The organism is Pseudomonas sp. NPDC087612 (genome assembly GCF_044743505.1).
Classification (GTDB): domain Bacteria; phylum Pseudomonadota; class Gammaproteobacteria; order Pseudomonadales; family Pseudomonadaceae; genus Aquipseudomonas.
This window is the reverse complement of the sequence record NZ_JBIUWO010000014.1, coordinates 55,284-73,026: the sequence shown is the minus strand read 5'-3', so window position 1 is coordinate 73,026 and position 17,743 is coordinate 55,284. Positions and strand designations below refer to the sequence as shown.

Here is a 17,743-nt window from a genome sequence, read left to right as displayed (position 1 = left end):
TTAGCCTGGGCCTGGTGAGTGGACAGGCGCAACAGCTACCCTGTTCTTTGCTGCGGCGCTGAGCGAGAATCGGCGCCCATGTTCGCCCAAGCTTTCGGAGGATGTCGCAGATGAGAACGATGGTAGGCCTGGCCCTGGTATTGCTGGCATTCGGCGCCCATGCCGAGGACGACGAAAGCACCCCGTGCGACAACGTCGACACCGACCAGCAAAGCTATGCGTGCGCCCAATACAGCCGCACCACCGCCCAACGCGAGCTCAATGCCGCTTTCGACGACCTGCTGCAGCGCATTGGCGAGCAGTACGGCGGCCAGCAAGCCAAGGTCGACGAGCTGAGCAAGCGCCTGCGTGACGCCCAAGCCATCTGGAAGCAACTGCGCGACGCCGATTGCAAAGTCGAGACCTATGACCAGCAACCCGGCAAGGCTTTCGACGCGGCCCTGAACACCTGCATTGCCCAACGTAGCGATGATCGCTCCGAATACTTGCAGTCCCTGGGGCTGCAAAACTCCGATTGAGAACAGCATGAAAATCTGCGGAATTGAAATCAAAGGCAGCGAAGCGCTGCTTGCCGTCGCCACGCTTGACGGCGCCAGCCCTGTGCATCTTGCCCTGGCGACAAAAAAAATCGCCCTGGAAGACGACGAACTGGCAGATAGCGTAAAAGCCTTTGCCCGCCAGGCCCGGGCCTTTATCGCCGAGCAGGGCATCAGCCACCTGGCGATCAAAAAGCGCAGCAAGAAAGGCGATTTCGCCGGTGGCCCGACCACCTTCAAGATCGAGGGCGTGCTGCAGTTGCTGGACAATTGCGAGGTGGAGCTGGTGTCACCACAGACCATCAGCGCCCAAGCGAAGAAACACGACCTTGAATTGCCGGCGTCGCTGAACAAGTACCAGCACGAAGCCTACAAGAGCGCCTGCGCGCTGCTGCTCAAGCGCCGCTGAGGCTGACCGCCGCGGCCTTGCGGTCTTCGCGCGGGCAACGCTGGAAGCGCCCACGGTAACAACGGGTGAAATACGACGCTGACTCGAACCCGCAAGCGATGCCCACCTCCAGCACGCTGAGGTCAGTCTGGCGCAGCAACTGCCGGGCCTTGTCCAGGCGCAGGCGCAGGTAAAAGCCGCTGGGGGTGTCGTGCAGGTAAAGCTTGAACAGGCGCTCCAGCTGGCGCCGGGTGACCTGCACCGACTCGGCCAGCACCAGGGTGTTGAGCGGTTGCTCGGTGTTGCGCTCCATCTCGCCGATCACCTGCACCAGCTTCTTGTTGCTGATGCCGTAGCGTGAGGCGATCTGCATGCGCTGGTGGTCCTGGCGCGGGCGAATCCGGCCGAGCACGAACTGCTCCGACACCTGGATCGCCAGCTCCGGGCCATGGGCCTGGGCGATCAGGTCGAGCATCAGGTCGATCGAGGCGGTGCCACCCGCCGAAGTGATCCGCCGACGATCGACTTCAAACAGCTCCTGGGTTGCCTGCAACTGCGGGTAACTTTCCGTGAAAGCTTCCAGCGCTTCCCAATGCAGGGTCACCCGGTAACCCTCGAGCAAACCGGCCTCGGCCAGCACCACGCTGCCGGTATCGATGCCGCCCAACACCACGCCCTCGTGATCGAGCTTGCGCAACCAGTGCTGCAGGGCCGGGCCGAAGCTGCGCAGCGGCTCGAAACCGGCCACCACCAGCAGGGTTGCGCCCCTGCCCAGCGGCTGCAGCGCGGCGTCGGCATTCACCGACATACCGTTGCTGGCCTGCACCGCGCCGCCATCTATGCTCAGCACCTGCCAGCGGTACAGCTCGCCGCGAAAGCGGTTGGCCACCCGCAGCGGCTCTATCGCGGAAATAAAGCCGATAGCGGAGAAACCCGGCAACAGCAAGAAATGGAAATCCTGGGGCATAGCGAAGACTCGACGGCCACGGATGCAGGGTTAATAGCGCGCTGGTCGCCACTGTGCAAGTGCCGGTCGCCACAGTGCGATTTTTACCCACAGCAGCCGCGTAGTTTGATCACACGGCACGCAGAGGCCGCACCCTATAACAATTAGAACTGCCGTTGGAGGAGCCACCATGAACAGAATGATCAGCCGTAGCCTGCTGATGCTCGTCGGTACCGCAATCCTCAGCACCAACGTGATGGCCGCCGAACCGGCCGCCTGCCAGAACGTGCGCCTTGGCGTGGTGAACTGGACCGACGTGATGGCCACCAGCGCCATGACCCAGGTGCTGCTCGATGGCCTGGGCTACAAGACCAAGCAGACCAGCGCCTCGCAACAGATCATTTTCGCCGGCATTCGCGACCAGCGCCTGGACATGTTCCTTGGCTACTGGAACCCGATCATGACCCAGACCATCACCCCGTTCATCGACGCCAAGCAGGTCAAGGTCCTCGACCAGCCGAGCCTCGACGACGCCCGCGCCACCCTCGCGGTGCCTAGGTACCTGGCCGACAAGGGCCTGAAAACCTTCGCCGACATTGCCAGGTTCGAGAAGGAACTGGGCGGCAAGATCTACGGCATCGAGCCGGGCTCCGGCGCCAACACCCAGATCAAGGCGATGATCAGCAAGAACCAGTTCGGCCTCGGCAAGTTCCAGCTGGTCGAGTCCAGCGAGGCCGGCATGCTCGCCGCCGTCGACCGCGCGGTACGGCGCAAAGAGGCGGTGGTGTTCTTCGGCTGGGCACCGCACCCGATGAACGTCAACATCGACATGGCCTACCTCAGCGGCAGCGAAGACGCCCTCGGCCCGGACGAAGGCCGCGCCACGGTGTGGACCGTTACCGCCCCCGACTACGCCCAGCGCTGCCCGAATGCCCATCGCCTGCTGAGCAACCTGAAATTCACCGCCGAAGACGAGAGCCGCATGATGCAGCCGCTACTCGAGCACAAGGATGCACTGGAGTCCGCCCGCCAGTGGCTCAAGGATCACCCGCAAGACCAGAAGCGCTGGCTTGAAGGGGTGACCACGTTTGACGGCAAACCGGCCGCCGAAAACCTGCAACTGACCGCTAACTGACAGACCCTGTGGGAGCGGGCTTGACCCGCGATGGCCGCAACTCGCCCGAAGGAAACCGCACATGAACCACGACGTCATCATCACCTGCGCCCTGACCGGCGCCGGCGACACCGCCAGCAAAAGCCACCTGGTCCCGGTCACCCCGAAACAGATCGCCGCAGCCGCGGTAGAAGCCGCCAAAGCCGGTGCCACGGTGGTCCACTGCCACGTTCGCGACCCGCAAACCGGCCGCTTCAGCCGTGACGTCAACTTGTACCGAGAGGTGATGGAGCGCATCCGCGAATCCGACGTCGACATCATCGTCAACCTCACCGCCGGCATGGGCGGCGACCTGGAGATCGGCCCGGGCGAAACTCCGCTGGAGTTCGGCGCCGGCACCGACCTGATCGGCCCGCTGGAGCGCCTGGCCCACGTCGAGGCGCTGCTGCCGGAAATCTGCACCCTGGACTGCGGCACCCTCAACTTTGGCGACGGCAACAGCATCTACGTCTCGACCCCGGCGCAACTGCGCGCTGGGGCCAGGCGCATCACTGAACTGGGCGTCAAAGCGGAGCTGGAAATCTTCGACACCGGCCACCTGTGGTTCGCCAAGCAGATGATCAAGGAAGGCCTGCTCGACGACCCGCTGTTCCAGCTGTGCCTGGGCATCCCCTGGGGCGCGCCGGCCGACACCGCCACCATGAAAGCCATGGTCGACAACCTGCCGCCAGGCGTGACCTGGGCCGGCTTCGGCATTGGCCGCATGCAGATGCCGATGGCCGCGCAAGCAGTGCTGCTTGGCGGCAACGTGCGGGTCGGCCTGGAAGACAACCTGTACCTGGACAAGGGCGTGCTGGCCAGCAACGGCCAACTGGTGGAACGCGCCAGCGAGATTCTCAGCCGCCTTGGCGCACGGGTACTCAGCCCTGCCGAAGGCCGCGCCAAAATGAACCTGACCCGTCGCTGACTGCTGGAGAAACCGATGAGCTTTATCACCGAGATCAAGACTTTTGCAGCCCTGGGCAGCGGCGTAATCGGCAGCGGCTGGGTGGCCCGCGCCCTGGCCCACGGCCTGGATGTAGTCGCCTGGGACCCGGCGCCGGGAGCAGAGGCGGCCTTGCGCAAGCGTATCGCCAATGCCTGGCCGGCCCTGGAGCAACAGGGCCTGACGCCCGGCGCCTCGCAGCAGCGCCTGCGCTTTGTGGCGACCATCGAGGAATGCGTGCGCGATGCCGATTTCATCCAGGAAAGCGCCCCCGAGCGCCTCGACCTCAAGCTCGACCTGCACAGCAAGATCAGCGCCGCAGCCAAGCCCAATGCGCTGATCGGCTCCAGTACTTCAGGGCTATTGCCCAGCGAGTTCTACGAGTCTTCGACCCACCCCGAGCGCTGCGTGGTCGGCCATCCGTTCAACCCGGTGTACCTGCTGCCGCTGGTAGAAATCGTCGGCAGCAACAAAACCGTGCCCGAGGCCATCGAAGCGGCAAAAACCGTCTACACCGGCCTCGGCATGCGCCCGCTGCATGTGCGCAAGGAAGTGCCCGGCTTTATCGCCGACCGCCTGCTCGAAGCGCTGTGGCGCGAGGCTCTGCACCTGGTCAACGATGGCGTGGCGACCACCGGTGAGATCGACGACGCAATCCGCTTCGGCGCCGGTTTGCGCTGGTCGTTCATGGGCACCTTCCTCACCTATACCCTGGCCGGAGGCGACGCCGGCATGCGCCACTTCATGGCCCAGTTCGGCCCGGCGTTGCAACTGCCCTGGACCTACCTGCCCGCGCCTGAACTGACCGACGGCCTGATCGACGCCGTGGTCGAAGGCACCGGCGAACAACTGGGCGAGCGCAGCATCAGCGCGCTGGAGCGCTATCGTGATGATTGCCTGCTGGCCGTGCTGGCTGCAGTAAAAACCACCAAGGCCAAGCACGGCATGGCCTTCAGCGACTGACCGGAGTGCAGCGATGCCCGCATTGATCACCTACCAGACCCAGGTCCCGGCAGACTGGGTCGACTACAACGGGCATCTGCGCGATGCCTTCTACCTGCTGATCTTCAGCTATGCCACCGATGCGTTTATGGACTGCATCGGCCTGGACAGCGACAACCGCAGCGCCAGCGGCCACTCGCTGTTCACCCTGGAGTGCCACCTGAACTACTTGCATGAGGTAAAGCTCGGCACCCGGGTGTGGGTGCAGAGCCAGGTTATCGGTTTTGACCACAAGCGCCTGCACCTGTACCACAGCCTGCATCGCGAGGGGTTTGATGAAGCGCTGGCGGCCAGTGAACAGATGCTGTTGCATGTCGACCTTGCCGGACCGAGGTCAGCACCGTTTGCACCGGCGGTGCTTGAGCGCTTGCAGGGGGTCGTGAATGAGGAGGTTGATCTGCCGGCGGCCGAGTTTGTTGGCCGGGTGATCGGGTTGCCAAAGTAACCGCCCTATCGCTGGCAAGCCAGCTCCCACAGAAGCGGCGGTGATCCCTGTGGGAGCTGGCTTGCCAGCGATGAATCCAGCACCGATCCAAAGGCAAAAAATAACCCCGGCAAGCCGTGAAGCAACCGGGGCCAAGAGCGAGCATGAACATGCTTCAAGCGGAGGGTGACCAAACCTTCCTTTTCTGTGCATGGCCCAGTGTGCAGCCTCCCTCCCCCGCCGATTTACCCGAAAACGACCTGTGCTTAGGTAAAGCGGCCATTGCGACAATCTGCCCTTGCCGCAGTGCGCCCGGGCCCACAGAATCGACTGACGATCACACCTGCAAACAAGGACAACAACCATGATGCATGCGGATTTGATTGATCAGGACGACCTGCTGGGCCAGCTGCGCGCGCTGGGTTTCGAGACGCCGGCCGGGGCCAGTGCCGAACAGGCCTGCGAGTGTGCGGTACGCGGTTTGAGTGAGCCGCGGGCCAAAGCCTTGAAGGTCATGGTCGAGCAGATGTACACCAGTAGTGCGACTATTCTGCCGGACGTTCGTAAAGCCATCGACAAACAGCTGTTGCCGGCATTGGCACAATTCCAGAATCGCTAAAAGCATCGCGGGTCAAGCCCGCTCCCACAGAGATCACCTAACTCCTGTGGGAGCGGGCTCGACCCGCGATGAATTCAGCTCGGAATCAGAGCCTCACACTGGCAAAAGTCGACTCATTGCGCGCCTGGCTCAACGCCGACATCGGCCCGGCCAGCGGCGACAGCACCAGCGCCTGCGGAATCGGCATCATCGCCACCTGCTGGGCAGTATTGGAGCCCACGCGCTCGTCACGCGGCGGAATGCCGAAGTACTCGCGGTAGCACTTGGAGAAATGCGGCGTCGAGACAAAGCCGCACACCGAAGCCACTTCGATGATCGACATCGGCGTCTGCTTGAGCAGTTGCCGGGCGCGGATCAGGCGCAGCTTCAGGTAGTAGCGTGACGGCGAGCAGTGCAGGTACTTCTGGAACAGGCGCTCAAGCTGGCGCCGCGACACCGACACATAAACAGCCAGTTCATCCAGGTCGATCGGCTCTTCGAGGTTGGCTTCCATCAACGCGACGATTTCCTGCAGTTTCGGCTGGTTGGTGCCAAGCATGTGCTTGAGCGGCACGCGCTGGTGATCCTGTTCGTTGCGGATGCGCTCGTAGACAAACATCTCCGAGATCGCCGCCGACAGCTCGCGACCATGATCACGGCTGATCAGGTGCAGCATCATGTCCAGCGGCGCAGTGCCGCCGGAGCTGGTGAAGCGGTTGCGGTCGAGGGTGAATAAACGGGTGCTCATGCTCACCCGCGGGAAGGCTTCCTGCATCGCCGCCAGGCATTCCCAGTGCACGCTGCAGTCAAAACCATCGAGCAGGCCGGCACAGGCCAGGGCCCAGCTGCCGGTGCACACCGCACCCAGCCGTCGCGACTGGCGCGCCTGGCTCTGCAGCCAGGTGACGTGCTCGCGGGTAACGGTGCGCTGGATACCAATACCGCCACAGACAATCACGGTGTCCATGGCCGGTGCCTTGTGCATTGCCGCATCGGGAGTGATCTGCAAGCCGTCGCTGGCCCACACCTGGCCGCCATCCACGCTCAGGGTGCTCCAGCGATACAGCTCGCGACCGGACAGCTGGTTGGCCATGCGCAGCGGCTCAACAGCGGAAGCCAGCGAAATCAGCGTGAAATTGTCCAGCAGCAGGAAGCCGATGGATTGGGGCGTGCGGTTCTGGGTTGGGGTCCCGGAGTTGTACGACGTCATCGCGGTATCTCCTCACACAATGCAGGTTGTGCCTCAGGCAGGCACGGGCTTTTTTGTCACGGCCCCGATTCGGATGCAGGGGCTTTGCCAATCACAACGCAAATGCCATGCCTGAAATTGAATGGCCATTCAACAAAACCCAAAAACGACGTCGCGCAGCGTCTATATGGCCCTTGTTGCCGGGCGCGGTTATAAACGCAAACCAGCGGCCTAGCGCCGGTCTGTAGGACGCGTGAGCAATTCGGTAGCACTTGTGTGAAGGATGCCCAGAAACGACATCGGCAACTGTCACCCAAGGCGCCAGGCACGGGGGTGACAGCGGATTGTTCGAGGCGGGAAAGGCCTGCGCGCCAAAAGGCGGCGCGCAGCTCGAAGGTGGGCGAAAACGGCGCAGGGCGCGTCAGCGTTTCAACATTCGATGGCGCTGACCGCCAGGCCACCGCGCGAGGTTTCCTTGTACTTGTCGTGCATGTCGGCGCCGGTGTCACGCATGGTGCGGATCACCCGGTCGAGGGAGATGAAGTGCTCGCCGTCGCCGCGCAGGGCCATCTGCGCGGCATTGATGGCCTTGACCGCGGCAATCGCGTTGCGCTCGATACACGGCACCTGGACCAACCCGCCAACCGGGTCGCAGGTCAGCCCCAGGTTGTGCTCAAGACCGATCTCGGCGGCGTTTTCCAGTTGCCCGGGGGTAGCCCCGAGCACCTCGGCAAGGCCGGCGGCGGCCATGGCGCAGGCCGAACCGACTTCACCCTGGCAACCGACTTCAGCACCGGAGATCGAAGCATTCTTCTTGCACAAAATGCCCACTGCGGCGGCGCCGAGGAAGAAGTCGACGACGTTGGCTTCGCTGACTTCGTCGCTAAAGCGCATGTAGTAGTGCAGCACCGCAGGGATGATCCCCGCCGCGCCATTGGTCGGTGCGGTGACCATGCGCCCGCCGGCGGCATTCTCTTCGTTGACCGCCAGGGCATAAAGGTTGACCCATTCCATGGCGCTCAGGGTCGAGCCGATGACATTGGGCTTGTTCAGTTCCTGCAGGCTGCGGTGCAGCTTGGCTGCGCGACGTTTGACATTGAGCCCGCCAGGCAGGATGCCTTCGTATTTGAGGCCGTTTTCGACACAGGCCTGCATGGCATGCCACAACTTCAGCAGCCCGGCACGAATTTCTGCTTCACTGCGCCAGACCTTTTCGTTTTCCATCATCAATTGCGACACGCGCAGGTCGTTTTGCTTGCACAGTTCGAGCAACTCCACGGCACTGTCGAAATCGTAGGGCAGCACCGTGTTGTCGGCGTCCAGCACGCCGCTGGCAGCCTGTGCCGCATCAACGACAAAGCCGCCGCCCACCGAGTAATAGGTGTCGCGGTGCAGCTCGCCTGCGGCGCCTTCAGCGATGAGGGTCATGGCGTTGGGGTGGTACGGCAGGTTCTCGTCGAGCAGCAGCATGTCGCGGGCCCAGACGAAGCCGACGTGCAGCCGGCCATCGAGCAGCAAGGTGTCTGTTTCGCGCAGGGCATTGATGCGCGGACCGATTTGCGCGGGGTCGATGGCGTCCGGCCATTCGCCCATCAGGCCCATGATCACTGCGTTGTCGCTGCCGTGGCCGATACCGGTGGCCGACAGCGAGCCGTACAGGCGCACTTCGACGCGCCGCACCTGCTCAAGCTCGCCGCGCTCGCGCAGGCCCTGGACGAACAATGCTGCGGCGCGCATGGGCCCGACGGTATGGGAGCTGGATGGGCCAACGCCGATCTTGAACAGGTCGAACACACTGATGGCCATGCCATTTACCTCCTGAATGTACAGCCCCGCAGCCCAAGCCACGGGCGCCGCAACTGCTACGCTGAATAGGCGGCAATCCGCCGATTCCGCGCATCATCAGGCTTTTGCCAGGACCTCTGACGTCTGCAACCGACGCGTTCTTGCCCAGCAACGCCGCCAGCTGTCAGCCGCGCTTGTGCGCCGTTTTTTTGCGGTGCACAAGTGCCGAAACTGCGTTTACAGGGCCGGATAAATCTGTAAACGACCTCATCGACACTGGATGCGACCCTGTCTGTACTGGATACGACGCACCCTGTAGGCGTTTGATTTTCGCTGTTAGATGATCGGTATCGACTCGATTGCACGGCAGCCGTCCCGCTATCGCCCGATAGTCAGGCCCGACCGAATGCAAACCATAAAGCACGGCGGTCCCGTGGGACATCCGAGAAAAAAACCCAGGAGTCCATCGAATGAAAGGTTCACCCTCGCTATTGCTGGCCGCAGTGCTGAGTCTGCCGGTGCTGGCCCAGGCCGCAGAGCCCGCGCAGTGCCAGACCGTCAACTTCTCCGATGTCGGCTGGACCGACATCACCGTGACCACCGCGGTCACCAGCGTCGTGCTCCAGTCGCTGGGCTACAAGACCAAGACCACGATGATCTCGGTACCGGTGACCTACAAGTCGCTGGCCGATGGCAAGAACATGGACGTGTTCCTCGGCAACTGGATGCCGACCATGGAAAACGACATCAAGCAGTACCGCGATGCCGGCACCGTGGAAACCGTACGGGCCAACCTCGAAAACGCCAAGTACACCCTGGCCGTACCCCAGGCGCTGTACGACAAGGGCCTGAAAAACTTCGCCGACATTGCCAAGTTCAAGAAGGAACTGGACGGCAAGATCTACGGCATCGAGCCGGGCAACGACGGTAACCGCACCATCCAGAGCATGATCGACAAGAACGCCTTCGGCCTCAAGGACGCCGGTTTCAAGGTGGTCGAGTCCAGCGAGGCCGGCATGCTCTCGCAAGTCGAACGTGCCCAGCGCCGTGACACTGCCGTGGTGTTCCTGGGCTGGGAACCGCACCCGATGAACACCCGCTTCAAGATGAAATACCTGGACGGCGGCGATGACTTCTTCGGCCCCGACTACGGCAAGGCCACCGTCCTCACCAACACCCGCAAGGGCTATGTGCAGGAATGCAGCAACGTCGGCCAGTTGCTGAAGAACCTGTCCTTTACCCTCGACATGGAAAGCAAGCTGATGGGCAACGTCCTGGACGACAAGATGAAACCCGACGCCGCAGCCAAGGCCTGGCTGAAAAACAACCCGCAGGTGCTCGACACCTGGCTGGCCGGGGTCACCACCGTTGACGGCAAGCCTGGCCTGGAGGCAGCCAAAGCCAAACTCACGCAGTAAGCACTGCCTGCGGCGGGCTGGCCCCGCCGCAGGCTGTCTTCAAACTTTTGCAGGTGGACGCTCGCTATCATGCTGATCGATGAAAAACTCCCTTTGGGCCAGTACATCGCAGGCTTCGTTGAATGGTTGACGCAACACGGCGCCAACTACTTCGATGCCTTCGCGGCAGCACTGGAATACATGATTCATGGCGTGACCGGGGCACTGACCTGGTTCAATCCTTTCGTCCTGATCGGCCTGATTGCAGTAATCGCGCACCTGATCCAGCGCAAATGGGCGCTGACCGCATTCTGCATACTGTCATTTTTGCTGATCCTCAACCTCGGTTACTGGCAGGAGACCATGGAGACCCTGGCCCAGGTGCTGTTCGCCACGCTGGTCTGCGTCGCCATCGGCGTGCCGCTGGGCATCCTCGCCGCACACAAGCCGATGTTCTACACCGCCATGCGCCCGGTCCTCGACCTGATGCAGACGGTACCTACCTTCGTTTATCTGATCCCGACCCTGACCCTGTTCGGCCTGGGGGTGGTCCCCGGGTTGATCTCGACGGTGGTGTTCGCCATCGCCGCACCGATCCGCCTGACCTACCTGGGTATCTGTGACGTGCCCCAGGAACTGCTCGACGCCGGCAAGGCCTTCGGCTGCTCACGCCGCCAGCTGCTGTCGCGCATCGAGCTGCCCCACGCCATGCCGAGCATCGCCGCCGGCGTTACCCAATGCATCATGCTGTCGCTGTCGATGGTGGTGATTGCCGCGCTGGTGGGTGCCGACGGCCTGGGTAAACCTGTGGTCAACGCATTGAACACCGCCGATATCGCCCTGGGTTTTGAAGCGGGCCTGGCGATCGTGTTGCTGGCGATCATGCTCGACCGTATCTGCAAACAACCCGACGCGCCGGTAAGGAGTGAAGCATGAGCATTATTCGCTTCGAAGACGTAGACGTTATCTTCTCCAGCCGACCGCGCGAGGCCCTGAGCCTGCTCGACCAGGGCATGACCCGCGAACAGATCCTGAAGAAGACCGGCCTGGTGGTCGGTGTCGAGAAAGCCAACCTGGACATCAACAAGGGCGAGATCTGCGTGTTGATGGGCTTGTCCGGCTCGGGCAAGTCGAGCCTGCTGCGCTGTATCAACGGCCTCAACACCGTCAGCCGCGGCAAGTTGTTTGTCGAGCACGAAGGCTCGCATATCGACATCGCCCACTGCACCCCGGCGGAACTGAAGATGATGCGCACCAAGCGCATCGCCATGGTGTTCCAGAAGTTCGCCCTGATGCCCTGGCTGACGGTGCGCGAGAACATCAGCTTCGGCCTGGAAATGCAGGGCCGCCCGGAGAAGGAACGGCGCAAGCTGGTCGATGAAAAACTCGAACTGGTGGGCCTGACCCAATGGCGCAACAAGAAGCCCGATGAACTCTCGGGCGGCATGCAGCAGCGCGTCGGCCTGGCCCGGGCACTGGCAATGGACGCCGACATCCTGCTGATGGACGAACCCTTCTCGGCCCTCGACCCGCTGATCCGCCAGGGACTGCAGGACGAGCTGCTGGAGCTGCAACGCAAGCTGAACAAGACCATCGTCTTCGTCAGCCACGACCTGGACGAAGCCCTGAAGCTGGGCAGCCGTATTGCGATCATGAAAGACGGGCGGATCATCCAGTACAGCAAGCCGGAAGAAATCGTCCTCAACCCCGCCGACGACTACGTGCGCACCTTCGTCGCCCACACCAACCCGCTCAACGTGCTGTGCGGCCGCAGCCTGATGCGCACCCTGGACAAGTGCAAACGCATCAACGGCTCGGTGTGCCTCGACCCGGGTGGCGACTCCTGGCTGGACCTGGCCGAAGGCAACACCATCAAGGGTGCGCGCCAGGGCGCCAACGGCATGGACCTGCAAAACTGGGCACCGGGTGAAGCGGTGGAGGGCCTGGGGCGCAAACCGACCCTGGTGAATGCCAACATCGGCATGCGCGAAGCCCTGCAGATCCGTTACCAGACCGGCAACAAACTGGTGCTTCAGGAAGGTAATAAAGTGGTGGGGATTCTTGGCGACAGCGAGCTGTACCACGCGCTGCTGGGCAAGAACCTGGGGTAAAAGCATCGCGGGGCAAGCCCGCTCCTACGGTAGGAGCGGGCTTGCCCCGCGATCAGCTTTCAAGTTCAGCGAACGACGATACCCTGCTTGGCCATGAACGCCTTGGCCTCGGGCACGGTGTACTCACCGAAGTGGAAGATGCTCGCCGCCAGCACCGCACTGGCATGACCTTCGATGATCCCGTCGGCCAGGTGCTGCAGGTTGCCGACACCACCGGAAGCGATCACCGGAATGCCCAGGGCATCGCTGATGGCGCGGGTCACGCCCAGGTCAAAGCCGTTCTTCATGCCGTCCTGGTCCATGCTGGTCAGGAGGATCTCGCCGGCCCCCAGGCCTTCCATCTTCTTCGCCCACTCCACCGCGTCCAGGCCGGTCGGCTTGCGCCCGCCGTGGGTGAAGATCTCCCAGCGCGGGGTTTCGCCCGGGCCCGAGACCTTCTTGGCATCGATGGCCACCACAATGCACTGCGAGCCGAAGTGCGCGGCAGCTTCGCCGACGAACTCCGGGTTGAACACCGCGGCGGTGTTGATCGACACCTTGTCGGCACCGGCGTTGAGCAGGTTGCGGATGTCCTGCACGGTGCGCACGCCGCCGCCCACGGTCAGCGGGATGAACACCTGGCTGGCCATACGCTCGACGGTATGCAGGGTGGTGTCACGGCCATCGACGCTGGCGGTGATGTCGAGGAAGGTGATCTCGTCAGCGCCCTGTTCATCGTAGCGCCGGGCGATTTCCACCGGGTCGCCGGCATCGCGGATGTTCTCGAACTTGACGCCCTTGACCACCCGGCCGTTGTCGACGTCGAGGCAGGGAATTATGCGTTTGGCTAAAGCCATAGGTAGACCTCGAGTTGCAAGCTTCAAGCTTCAAGCTGCAAGAAAGAGCGACTCGGTCGCGCTTTTGACTTGCAGCTTGCAGCTTACGACTTGGAGCTAGCCGGATAGGCGTCACAGAAGGCTTGCGCCTCGGCGACATCCAGGGTGCCTTCGTAGATGGCGCGGCCGGTGATCGCACCGATGATGCCTGGCGCCTTGGCGTCGAGCAGGGCCTTGATGTCACCGAGGTTGTGGATACCGCCGGAGGCGATCACCGGGATCTTGGTGGCAGCGGCCAGGGCAGCGGTGAAGGGCACGTTGCAGCCCTGCATCATGCCGTCTTTGGCAATGTCGGTGTAGACGATGGCCGAGACGCCATCGGCTTCGAAACGCTTGGCCAGGTCAATGACCTGCACCGAGCTGACTTCTGCCCAGCCGTCGGTGGCGACGAAACCGTCCTTGGCATCCAGGCCGACGATCACTTTGCCCGGGAAGGCGCGGCAGGCTTCGGCGACGAACTCCGGCTCTTTCACCGCCTTGGTGCCGATGATCACGTAGCTGACGCCGGCCTTGACGTAGTGCTCGATGGTTTCCAGCGAACGGATACCGCCACCGATCTGGATCGGCAGGTTCGGGTAGCGCTTGGCAATCGCGGTGACTACTTCACCGTTGACCGGCTGGCCTTCGAAGGCGCCATTGAGGTCAACCAGATGCAGGCGGCGGCAGCCCCCTTCAACCCATTTGGCGGCCATGCTCACCGGGTCGTCGGAGAATACCGTGGAGTCTTCCATGCGGCCCTGGCGCAGGCGTACGCAAGCACCGTCCTTGAGATCGATAGCGGGGATAATCAGCATGCTTTTTTCCTTCGTAAAAAAGAGCTGCAAGTTGCTAGCTACAAGCTGCAAGCATGCGCGTCTGTTCTCTTGCAGCTTGTCGCTTTCAGCTGCCTTTCTCTAGCGACCAGAGGTCGCTCTCGATACTCTCGAACCGTTCCTTGAGGTGGTTCTGCACATCGAAAATCGCCCTGTTGTAGTAGTGCGGGGCAATCTCTTTGGTGAACAGTTCCAGCACCTCGGCCACCTCGAACGACCCCAACTGCAGCTCGAAACGGTCTTCGAGAAAGCGCTTGAGGGTATCGAGCGCTTCACGCTCCTGTTCCGGCGCCAGCGTGAGGATCGGCGGCTTGGCCCTGGACTTGCCCATTACCAGCGCCCGTCCCAGGCGGCGAAGTTCTGCAGCAACTGCAGGCCATGGGTATGGCTCTTCTCCGGATGGAACTGCACGGCAAAGCGCGAGCCTTCGGCCAGCGCTGCGGCGAAGTCGACGCCGTAATGGCCGCTACCGACCACCTGGCCCGGCTTGCCGGCGGTGATGTAGTAGCTGTGCACGAAGTAGAAGCGCGCACGCTCGGGGATGTTGTGCCAAAGCGGGTGATCGATGCTCTGGGCGACTTCGTTCCAGCCCATGTGCGGCACTTTCAGGTGCTCGCCGTCTTCGTGCAGGTCTTTGCCGAAAAAGCGCACATTGCCAGGGAACAGGCCGATGCAATCGACGCCGTCGTTCTCTTCACTGTGATCGAGCAGCGCTTGCATGCCCACACAGATGCCGAGGAACGGCCGGTCCTGGCTGACTTCGCGCACCAGGCTGTCGAAGCCCAGGCGGCGGATTTCGGCCATGCAGTCGCGGATCGCGCCAACACCGGGGAACACCACGCGGTCGGCTTCGCGAATCACCTCGGCGTCGCTGGTGATCAGAACCTTGCCGGCGCCCACATGCTCGAGGGCCTTGGCCACCGAGTGCAGGTTACCCATGCCATAGTCGATAACGGCAACCGTCTGCATTACAGGCAACCCTTGGTCGATGGCATCTGCCCGGCCATGCGCTCGTCCAGCTCGATGGCCATGCGCAGCGCGCGGCCGAAGGCCTTGAACACGGTCTCGATCTGGTGGTGGGTGTTGTGCCCACGCAGGTTGTCGATGTGCAGGGTGACGTTGGCGTGGTTGACGAAGCCCTGGAAGAACTCCTGGAACAGGTCGACATCGAAGCCGCCCACCGAAGCGCGGGTGTATGGCACATGCATTTGCAGGCCCGGGCGGCCGGAGAAGTCGATGACCACCCGCGACAGCGCTTCGTCCAGCGGCACGTAGGCATGGCCGTAGCGGCGGATGCCCTTTTTGTCGCCGATGGCCTGGTTGAAGGCCTGGCCGAGGGTGATACCGACGTCTTCGACAGTATGGTGATCGTCGATATGCAGGTCGCCCTTGCACTCGATATCGAGGTCGATCAGCCCATGTCGGGCGATCTGGTCGAGCATATGTTCAAGGAAAGGCACACCGATATCGAATCGGGCCTTGCCGCTGCCATCCAGGTTGATCGAGGCCTTGATCTGGGTCTCCAGAGTATTGCGCTCGACGGAAGCCTTACGTTCGACCATCACCAGCTCCGCAAAATCATTGGGCGAAAAAGGTGACCATTATAGGCCCAGAAGCACGCGGCTTGAAACGCAGATGACGCGTGGCAGGGAATTTACCTGCGATCCGGCAATTTTCAGCTACTTCTGTAGGAGCGGGCTTGCCCCGCGATCGAATGCGGGTTCATCGCGGGGCAAGCCCGCTCCTACAGGGCAGACCTAGTTGAACAACACCGCAGTCTTCTGCAACGTGACCCAGATCCCCCAGGCCAGCGGCACCCCGACCACCAGCCAGGCCGCCAGCACCAAAGGCTTGCTGGCCGGGTCGGCCTTCCACTCCAGTACGCGCTCGCTGGCGCTGCCCTGGTCGTGGCTCAGGGCCCGTTCGGCGGCAAGCTCGGCATCGGTCATGAAGTACTTGTCGGCCACCGGCCGCACCAGCGCATTGCAGACAAAGCCCAGCACCAGCAGCCCGGCGAGGATGTACAGAGTGATGTCATAGGCCGCCTCCCGTGGCACGCCCAGCGCCAGCTGGTACTCGCGCAGGTAGGTGATCAGCACCGGGCCCAGCACCCCGGCTGCGGCCCAGGCGGTCAGCAGGCGACCGTGAATGGCACCGACCATCTGCGTGCCGAACAGGTCGGCCAGGTACGCCGGCACCGTGGCAAAACCGCCGCCGTACATCGACAGGATGATGCAGAACGCCGCCACGAACAGGGCGATATTGCCCAGGTGGCCCATGTTCGGCACCAGCGCATACAGCGCCACGCCCAGGGCGAAGAAGGCGAAATAGGTGTTTTTGCGCCCGATATAGTCGGAGAACGACGCCCAGAAGAAGCGCCCGCCAATGTTGAACAGGCTGAGCAAACCGGTAAAACCGGCGGCAATCGCGGCGATCTGGCCCAATTGCGCGGCGTTGAGCTGGCTGAAACTCAGGTCATTGCCCAGCAGCTTGCCGGCAAAAACCTCCTGCAGCAGCGGCGAAGCCATGCCGAGAATGCCGATACCTGCCGAAACGTTCAGGCACAAAACCAGCCAGATCAACACAAACTGCGGGGTTTTCCACGCCACACTGACATGCACATGGCGATGGGTGATCATCGCGTTGCCGGCTTTTTTCAGCGGCGCAGTCCAGCCTTCAGGCTTCCAGCCGGTAGGCGGCACGCGATAGGCCAGGGCGCCGCCGAGCATGAACACGAAGTAGATCACCGCCATGACCACGAAGCTCTGCCAGACCCCAACGTCGCCGGGCGTAGCGAAGTGGTTCATCAGCGCTGCCGCCAGCGGCGCGCCGACCATGGCGCCGCCGCCAAAACCCATGATCGCCATGCCGGTGGCCATGCCGCGTTTGTCCGGGAACCACTTGATCAGGGTCGAGACCGGGGAAATATAGCCAAGCCCCAGGCCAATACCGCCGATCACCCCGGAGCCCAGCCACATCAGCCACAGTTGGTGGGTATAGACGCCGAAGGCGGAAATCAGCAGGCCGCCGCACCAGCACAGGGTCGAGACCACCCCGGCCTTGCGCGGCCCGGCGTGCTCCAGCCAGCCGCCCCAGATGGCCGCCGAGCACCCCAGGAAGACAAAGAACAGCGTGTAGATCCAGCTGAGCATCGAGATCGGCCAGTCGCACTCGGTGGTGAACATGCGCATCAGGAAGTGGGTCTGTTCCGAGCAGACAACCGGCGCACTGATGCCGATGGCCTGCGACAGCGGCAACCAGAACACCGAAAAACCGTAGGCCATGCCGATGCACAGGTGGATGGCCAGGGCCGCTGGCGGTACCGACCAGCGGTTGAAGCCCGGACGGGCGATGATCCGCTCCTTGGACAGGAAGCCGGGCGCGCTGGCGACGGTTCCGGCCGTGATGCTGCTGCTCATTGTTGTGTTCCCCTCGTAGGTATGAAGCGCTCACCGCCCCCGGCCTTGGCTCGCTGGCAACTGGTCGTTTTTATTGGCGAACGGCCCTTTTGCGCGACAAATAGCCGCAGCAGGACCTGAGAGCGGCGAGAGAGTAGCATTTGCCGTGGTCACTTAGCGCTA

Annotated in this window: 19 protein-coding genes; 10 read left to right on the top strand and 9 right to left on the bottom strand. The window is 62.6% G+C overall.

Annotated elements, in window-relative coordinates:
* The first annotated feature begins 110 nt into the window (after positions 1-110).
* Together ACIOVF_RS25195 and ACIOVF_RS25190 are read left to right on the top strand one after the other, a co-directional pair.
* A complete protein-coding gene (locus tag ACIOVF_RS25195; RefSeq protein WP_401293338.1) occupies positions 111-518 on the top strand; it encodes a lysozyme inhibitor LprI family protein in 408 nt (135 codons plus the stop codon).
* A 7-nt stretch (positions 519-525) separates the two neighbouring features.
* The gene (locus ACIOVF_RS25190) at positions 526-945 is read left to right on the top strand and encodes a DUF3010 family protein (RefSeq protein WP_045202276.1); all 420 of its coding nucleotides are present in this window, start codon (positions 526-528) and stop codon (positions 943-945) included.
* Here ACIOVF_RS25190 and ACIOVF_RS25185 read toward each other — a convergent pair.
* A complete protein-coding gene (locus tag ACIOVF_RS25185) occupies positions 932-1,891 on the bottom strand; it encodes a GlxA family transcriptional regulator (protein WP_045202275.1) in 960 nt (319 codons plus the stop codon). The two genes, ACIOVF_RS25190 and ACIOVF_RS25185, sit on opposite strands and share 14 nt — an antisense overlap.
* A 169-nt stretch (positions 1,892-2,060) precedes the next feature.
* Here ACIOVF_RS25185 and ACIOVF_RS25180 point away from each other — a divergent pair, with 169 nt between their 5' ends.
* The 5 genes from ACIOVF_RS25180 to ACIOVF_RS25160 all read left to right on the top strand — a co-directional run bounded on the left by ACIOVF_RS25180 (position 2,061) and on the right by ACIOVF_RS25160 (position 6,014).
* Positions 2,061-3,005 (top strand): choline ABC transporter substrate-binding protein, encoded by a 945-nt coding sequence (locus ACIOVF_RS25180; RefSeq protein WP_401293335.1) that lies wholly within the window; start codon positions 2,061-2,063, stop codon positions 3,003-3,005.
* Positions 3,006-3,066: 61 nt separating this feature from the next.
* Positions 3,067-3,951: a 3-keto-5-aminohexanoate cleavage protein gene (locus ACIOVF_RS25175; protein WP_195885208.1), complete on the top strand. Its 885-nt coding sequence runs from the start codon at positions 3,067-3,069 to the stop codon at positions 3,949-3,951.
* Between the two features lie 15 nt (positions 3,952-3,966).
* On the top strand, positions 3,967-4,932 hold the full coding sequence (locus ACIOVF_RS25170) for an L-carnitine dehydrogenase (RefSeq protein WP_045202374.1): 966 nt from the start codon (positions 3,967-3,969) through the stop codon (positions 4,930-4,932).
* A gap of 13 nt (positions 4,933-4,945) precedes the next feature.
* Complete coding sequence (locus ACIOVF_RS25165) at positions 4,946-5,416, top strand: thioesterase family protein (protein ID WP_401293330.1); 471 nt, start codon at positions 4,946-4,948, stop codon at positions 5,414-5,416.
* 343 nt (positions 5,417-5,759) lie between these two features.
* A complete protein-coding gene (locus ACIOVF_RS25160) occupies positions 5,760-6,014 on the top strand; it encodes a hypothetical protein (RefSeq protein ID WP_093378659.1) in 255 nt (84 codons plus the stop codon).
* An 85-nt stretch (positions 6,015-6,099) separates the two neighbouring features.
* Here ACIOVF_RS25160 and ACIOVF_RS25155 read toward each other — a convergent pair whose 3' ends face one another.
* Positions 6,100-7,203 (bottom strand): GlxA family transcriptional regulator, encoded by a 1,104-nt coding sequence (locus ACIOVF_RS25155; protein WP_093378649.1) that lies wholly within the window; start codon positions 7,201-7,203, stop codon positions 6,100-6,102.
* Positions 7,204-7,611: 408 nt separating this feature from the next.
* The gene (locus tag ACIOVF_RS25150; RefSeq protein WP_401293326.1) at positions 7,612-8,988 is read right to left on the bottom strand and encodes an L-serine ammonia-lyase; all 1,377 of its coding nucleotides are present in this window, start codon (positions 8,986-8,988) and stop codon (positions 7,612-7,614) included.
* Positions 8,989-9,437: 449 nt separating this feature from the next.
* On the opposite strand from ACIOVF_RS25150, the gene ACIOVF_RS25145 reads away from it, so the two are divergent.
* The 3 genes from ACIOVF_RS25145 to choV all read left to right on the top strand — a co-directional run bounded on the left by ACIOVF_RS25145 (position 9,438) and on the right by choV (position 12,475).
* Positions 9,438-10,385 carry a choline ABC transporter substrate-binding protein gene (locus tag ACIOVF_RS25145; protein WP_401293323.1) on the top strand — a complete coding sequence of 316 codons (948 nt, stop codon included), beginning with the start codon at positions 9,438-9,440 and terminating at the stop codon, positions 10,383-10,385.
* A gap of 66 nt (positions 10,386-10,451) precedes the next feature.
* Positions 10,452-11,300 carry a choline ABC transporter permease subunit gene (choW, locus tag ACIOVF_RS25140; RefSeq protein WP_401293441.1) on the top strand — a complete coding sequence of 283 codons (849 nt, stop codon included), beginning with the start codon at positions 10,452-10,454 and terminating at the stop codon, positions 11,298-11,300.
* Positions 11,297-12,475: a choline ABC transporter ATP-binding protein gene (gene choV, locus ACIOVF_RS25135; protein WP_093378632.1), complete on the top strand. Its 1,179-nt coding sequence runs from the start codon at positions 11,297-11,299 to the stop codon at positions 12,473-12,475. The genes choW and choV overlap by 4 nt, the downstream gene beginning before the upstream one ends.
* A 65-nt stretch (positions 12,476-12,540) precedes the next feature.
* On the opposite strand, the gene hisF is transcribed toward choV, so the two are convergent.
* From hisF to ACIOVF_RS25105, 6 genes are all read right to left on the bottom strand, one after another.
* The gene (hisF, locus tag ACIOVF_RS25130) at positions 12,541-13,311 is read right to left on the bottom strand and encodes an imidazole glycerol phosphate synthase subunit HisF (RefSeq protein WP_010221324.1); all 771 of its coding nucleotides are present in this window, start codon (positions 13,309-13,311) and stop codon (positions 12,541-12,543) included.
* Positions 13,312-13,394: 83 nt separating this feature from the next.
* Positions 13,395-14,144 carry a 1-(5-phosphoribosyl)-5-[(5-phosphoribosylamino)methylideneamino]imidazole-4-carboxamide isomerase gene (hisA, locus tag ACIOVF_RS25125; protein WP_401293320.1) on the bottom strand — a complete coding sequence of 250 codons (750 nt, stop codon included), beginning with the start codon at positions 14,142-14,144 and terminating at the stop codon, positions 13,395-13,397.
* A gap of 85 nt (positions 14,145-14,229) precedes the next feature.
* The gene (locus tag ACIOVF_RS25120) at positions 14,230-14,493 is read right to left on the bottom strand and encodes a DUF2164 domain-containing protein (RefSeq protein ID WP_036995008.1); all 264 of its coding nucleotides are present in this window, start codon (positions 14,491-14,493) and stop codon (positions 14,230-14,232) included.
* A complete protein-coding gene (gene hisH / locus ACIOVF_RS25115) occupies positions 14,493-15,131 on the bottom strand; it encodes an imidazole glycerol phosphate synthase subunit HisH (protein WP_045202336.1) in 639 nt (212 codons plus the stop codon). Before hisH ends, ACIOVF_RS25120 begins: the two co-directional genes overlap by 1 nt.
* A complete protein-coding gene (gene hisB / locus ACIOVF_RS25110) occupies positions 15,131-15,724 on the bottom strand; it encodes an imidazoleglycerol-phosphate dehydratase HisB (protein ID WP_028942262.1) in 594 nt (197 codons plus the stop codon). Before hisB ends, hisH begins: the two co-directional genes overlap by 1 nt.
* A 195-nt stretch (positions 15,725-15,919) precedes the next feature.
* Positions 15,920-17,581, bottom strand: a complete 1,662-nt coding sequence (locus ACIOVF_RS25105) for an OFA family MFS transporter (RefSeq protein ID WP_401293314.1) — start codon at positions 17,579-17,581, stop codon at positions 15,920-15,922.
* Positions 17,582-17,743 lie beyond the last annotated feature (162 nt).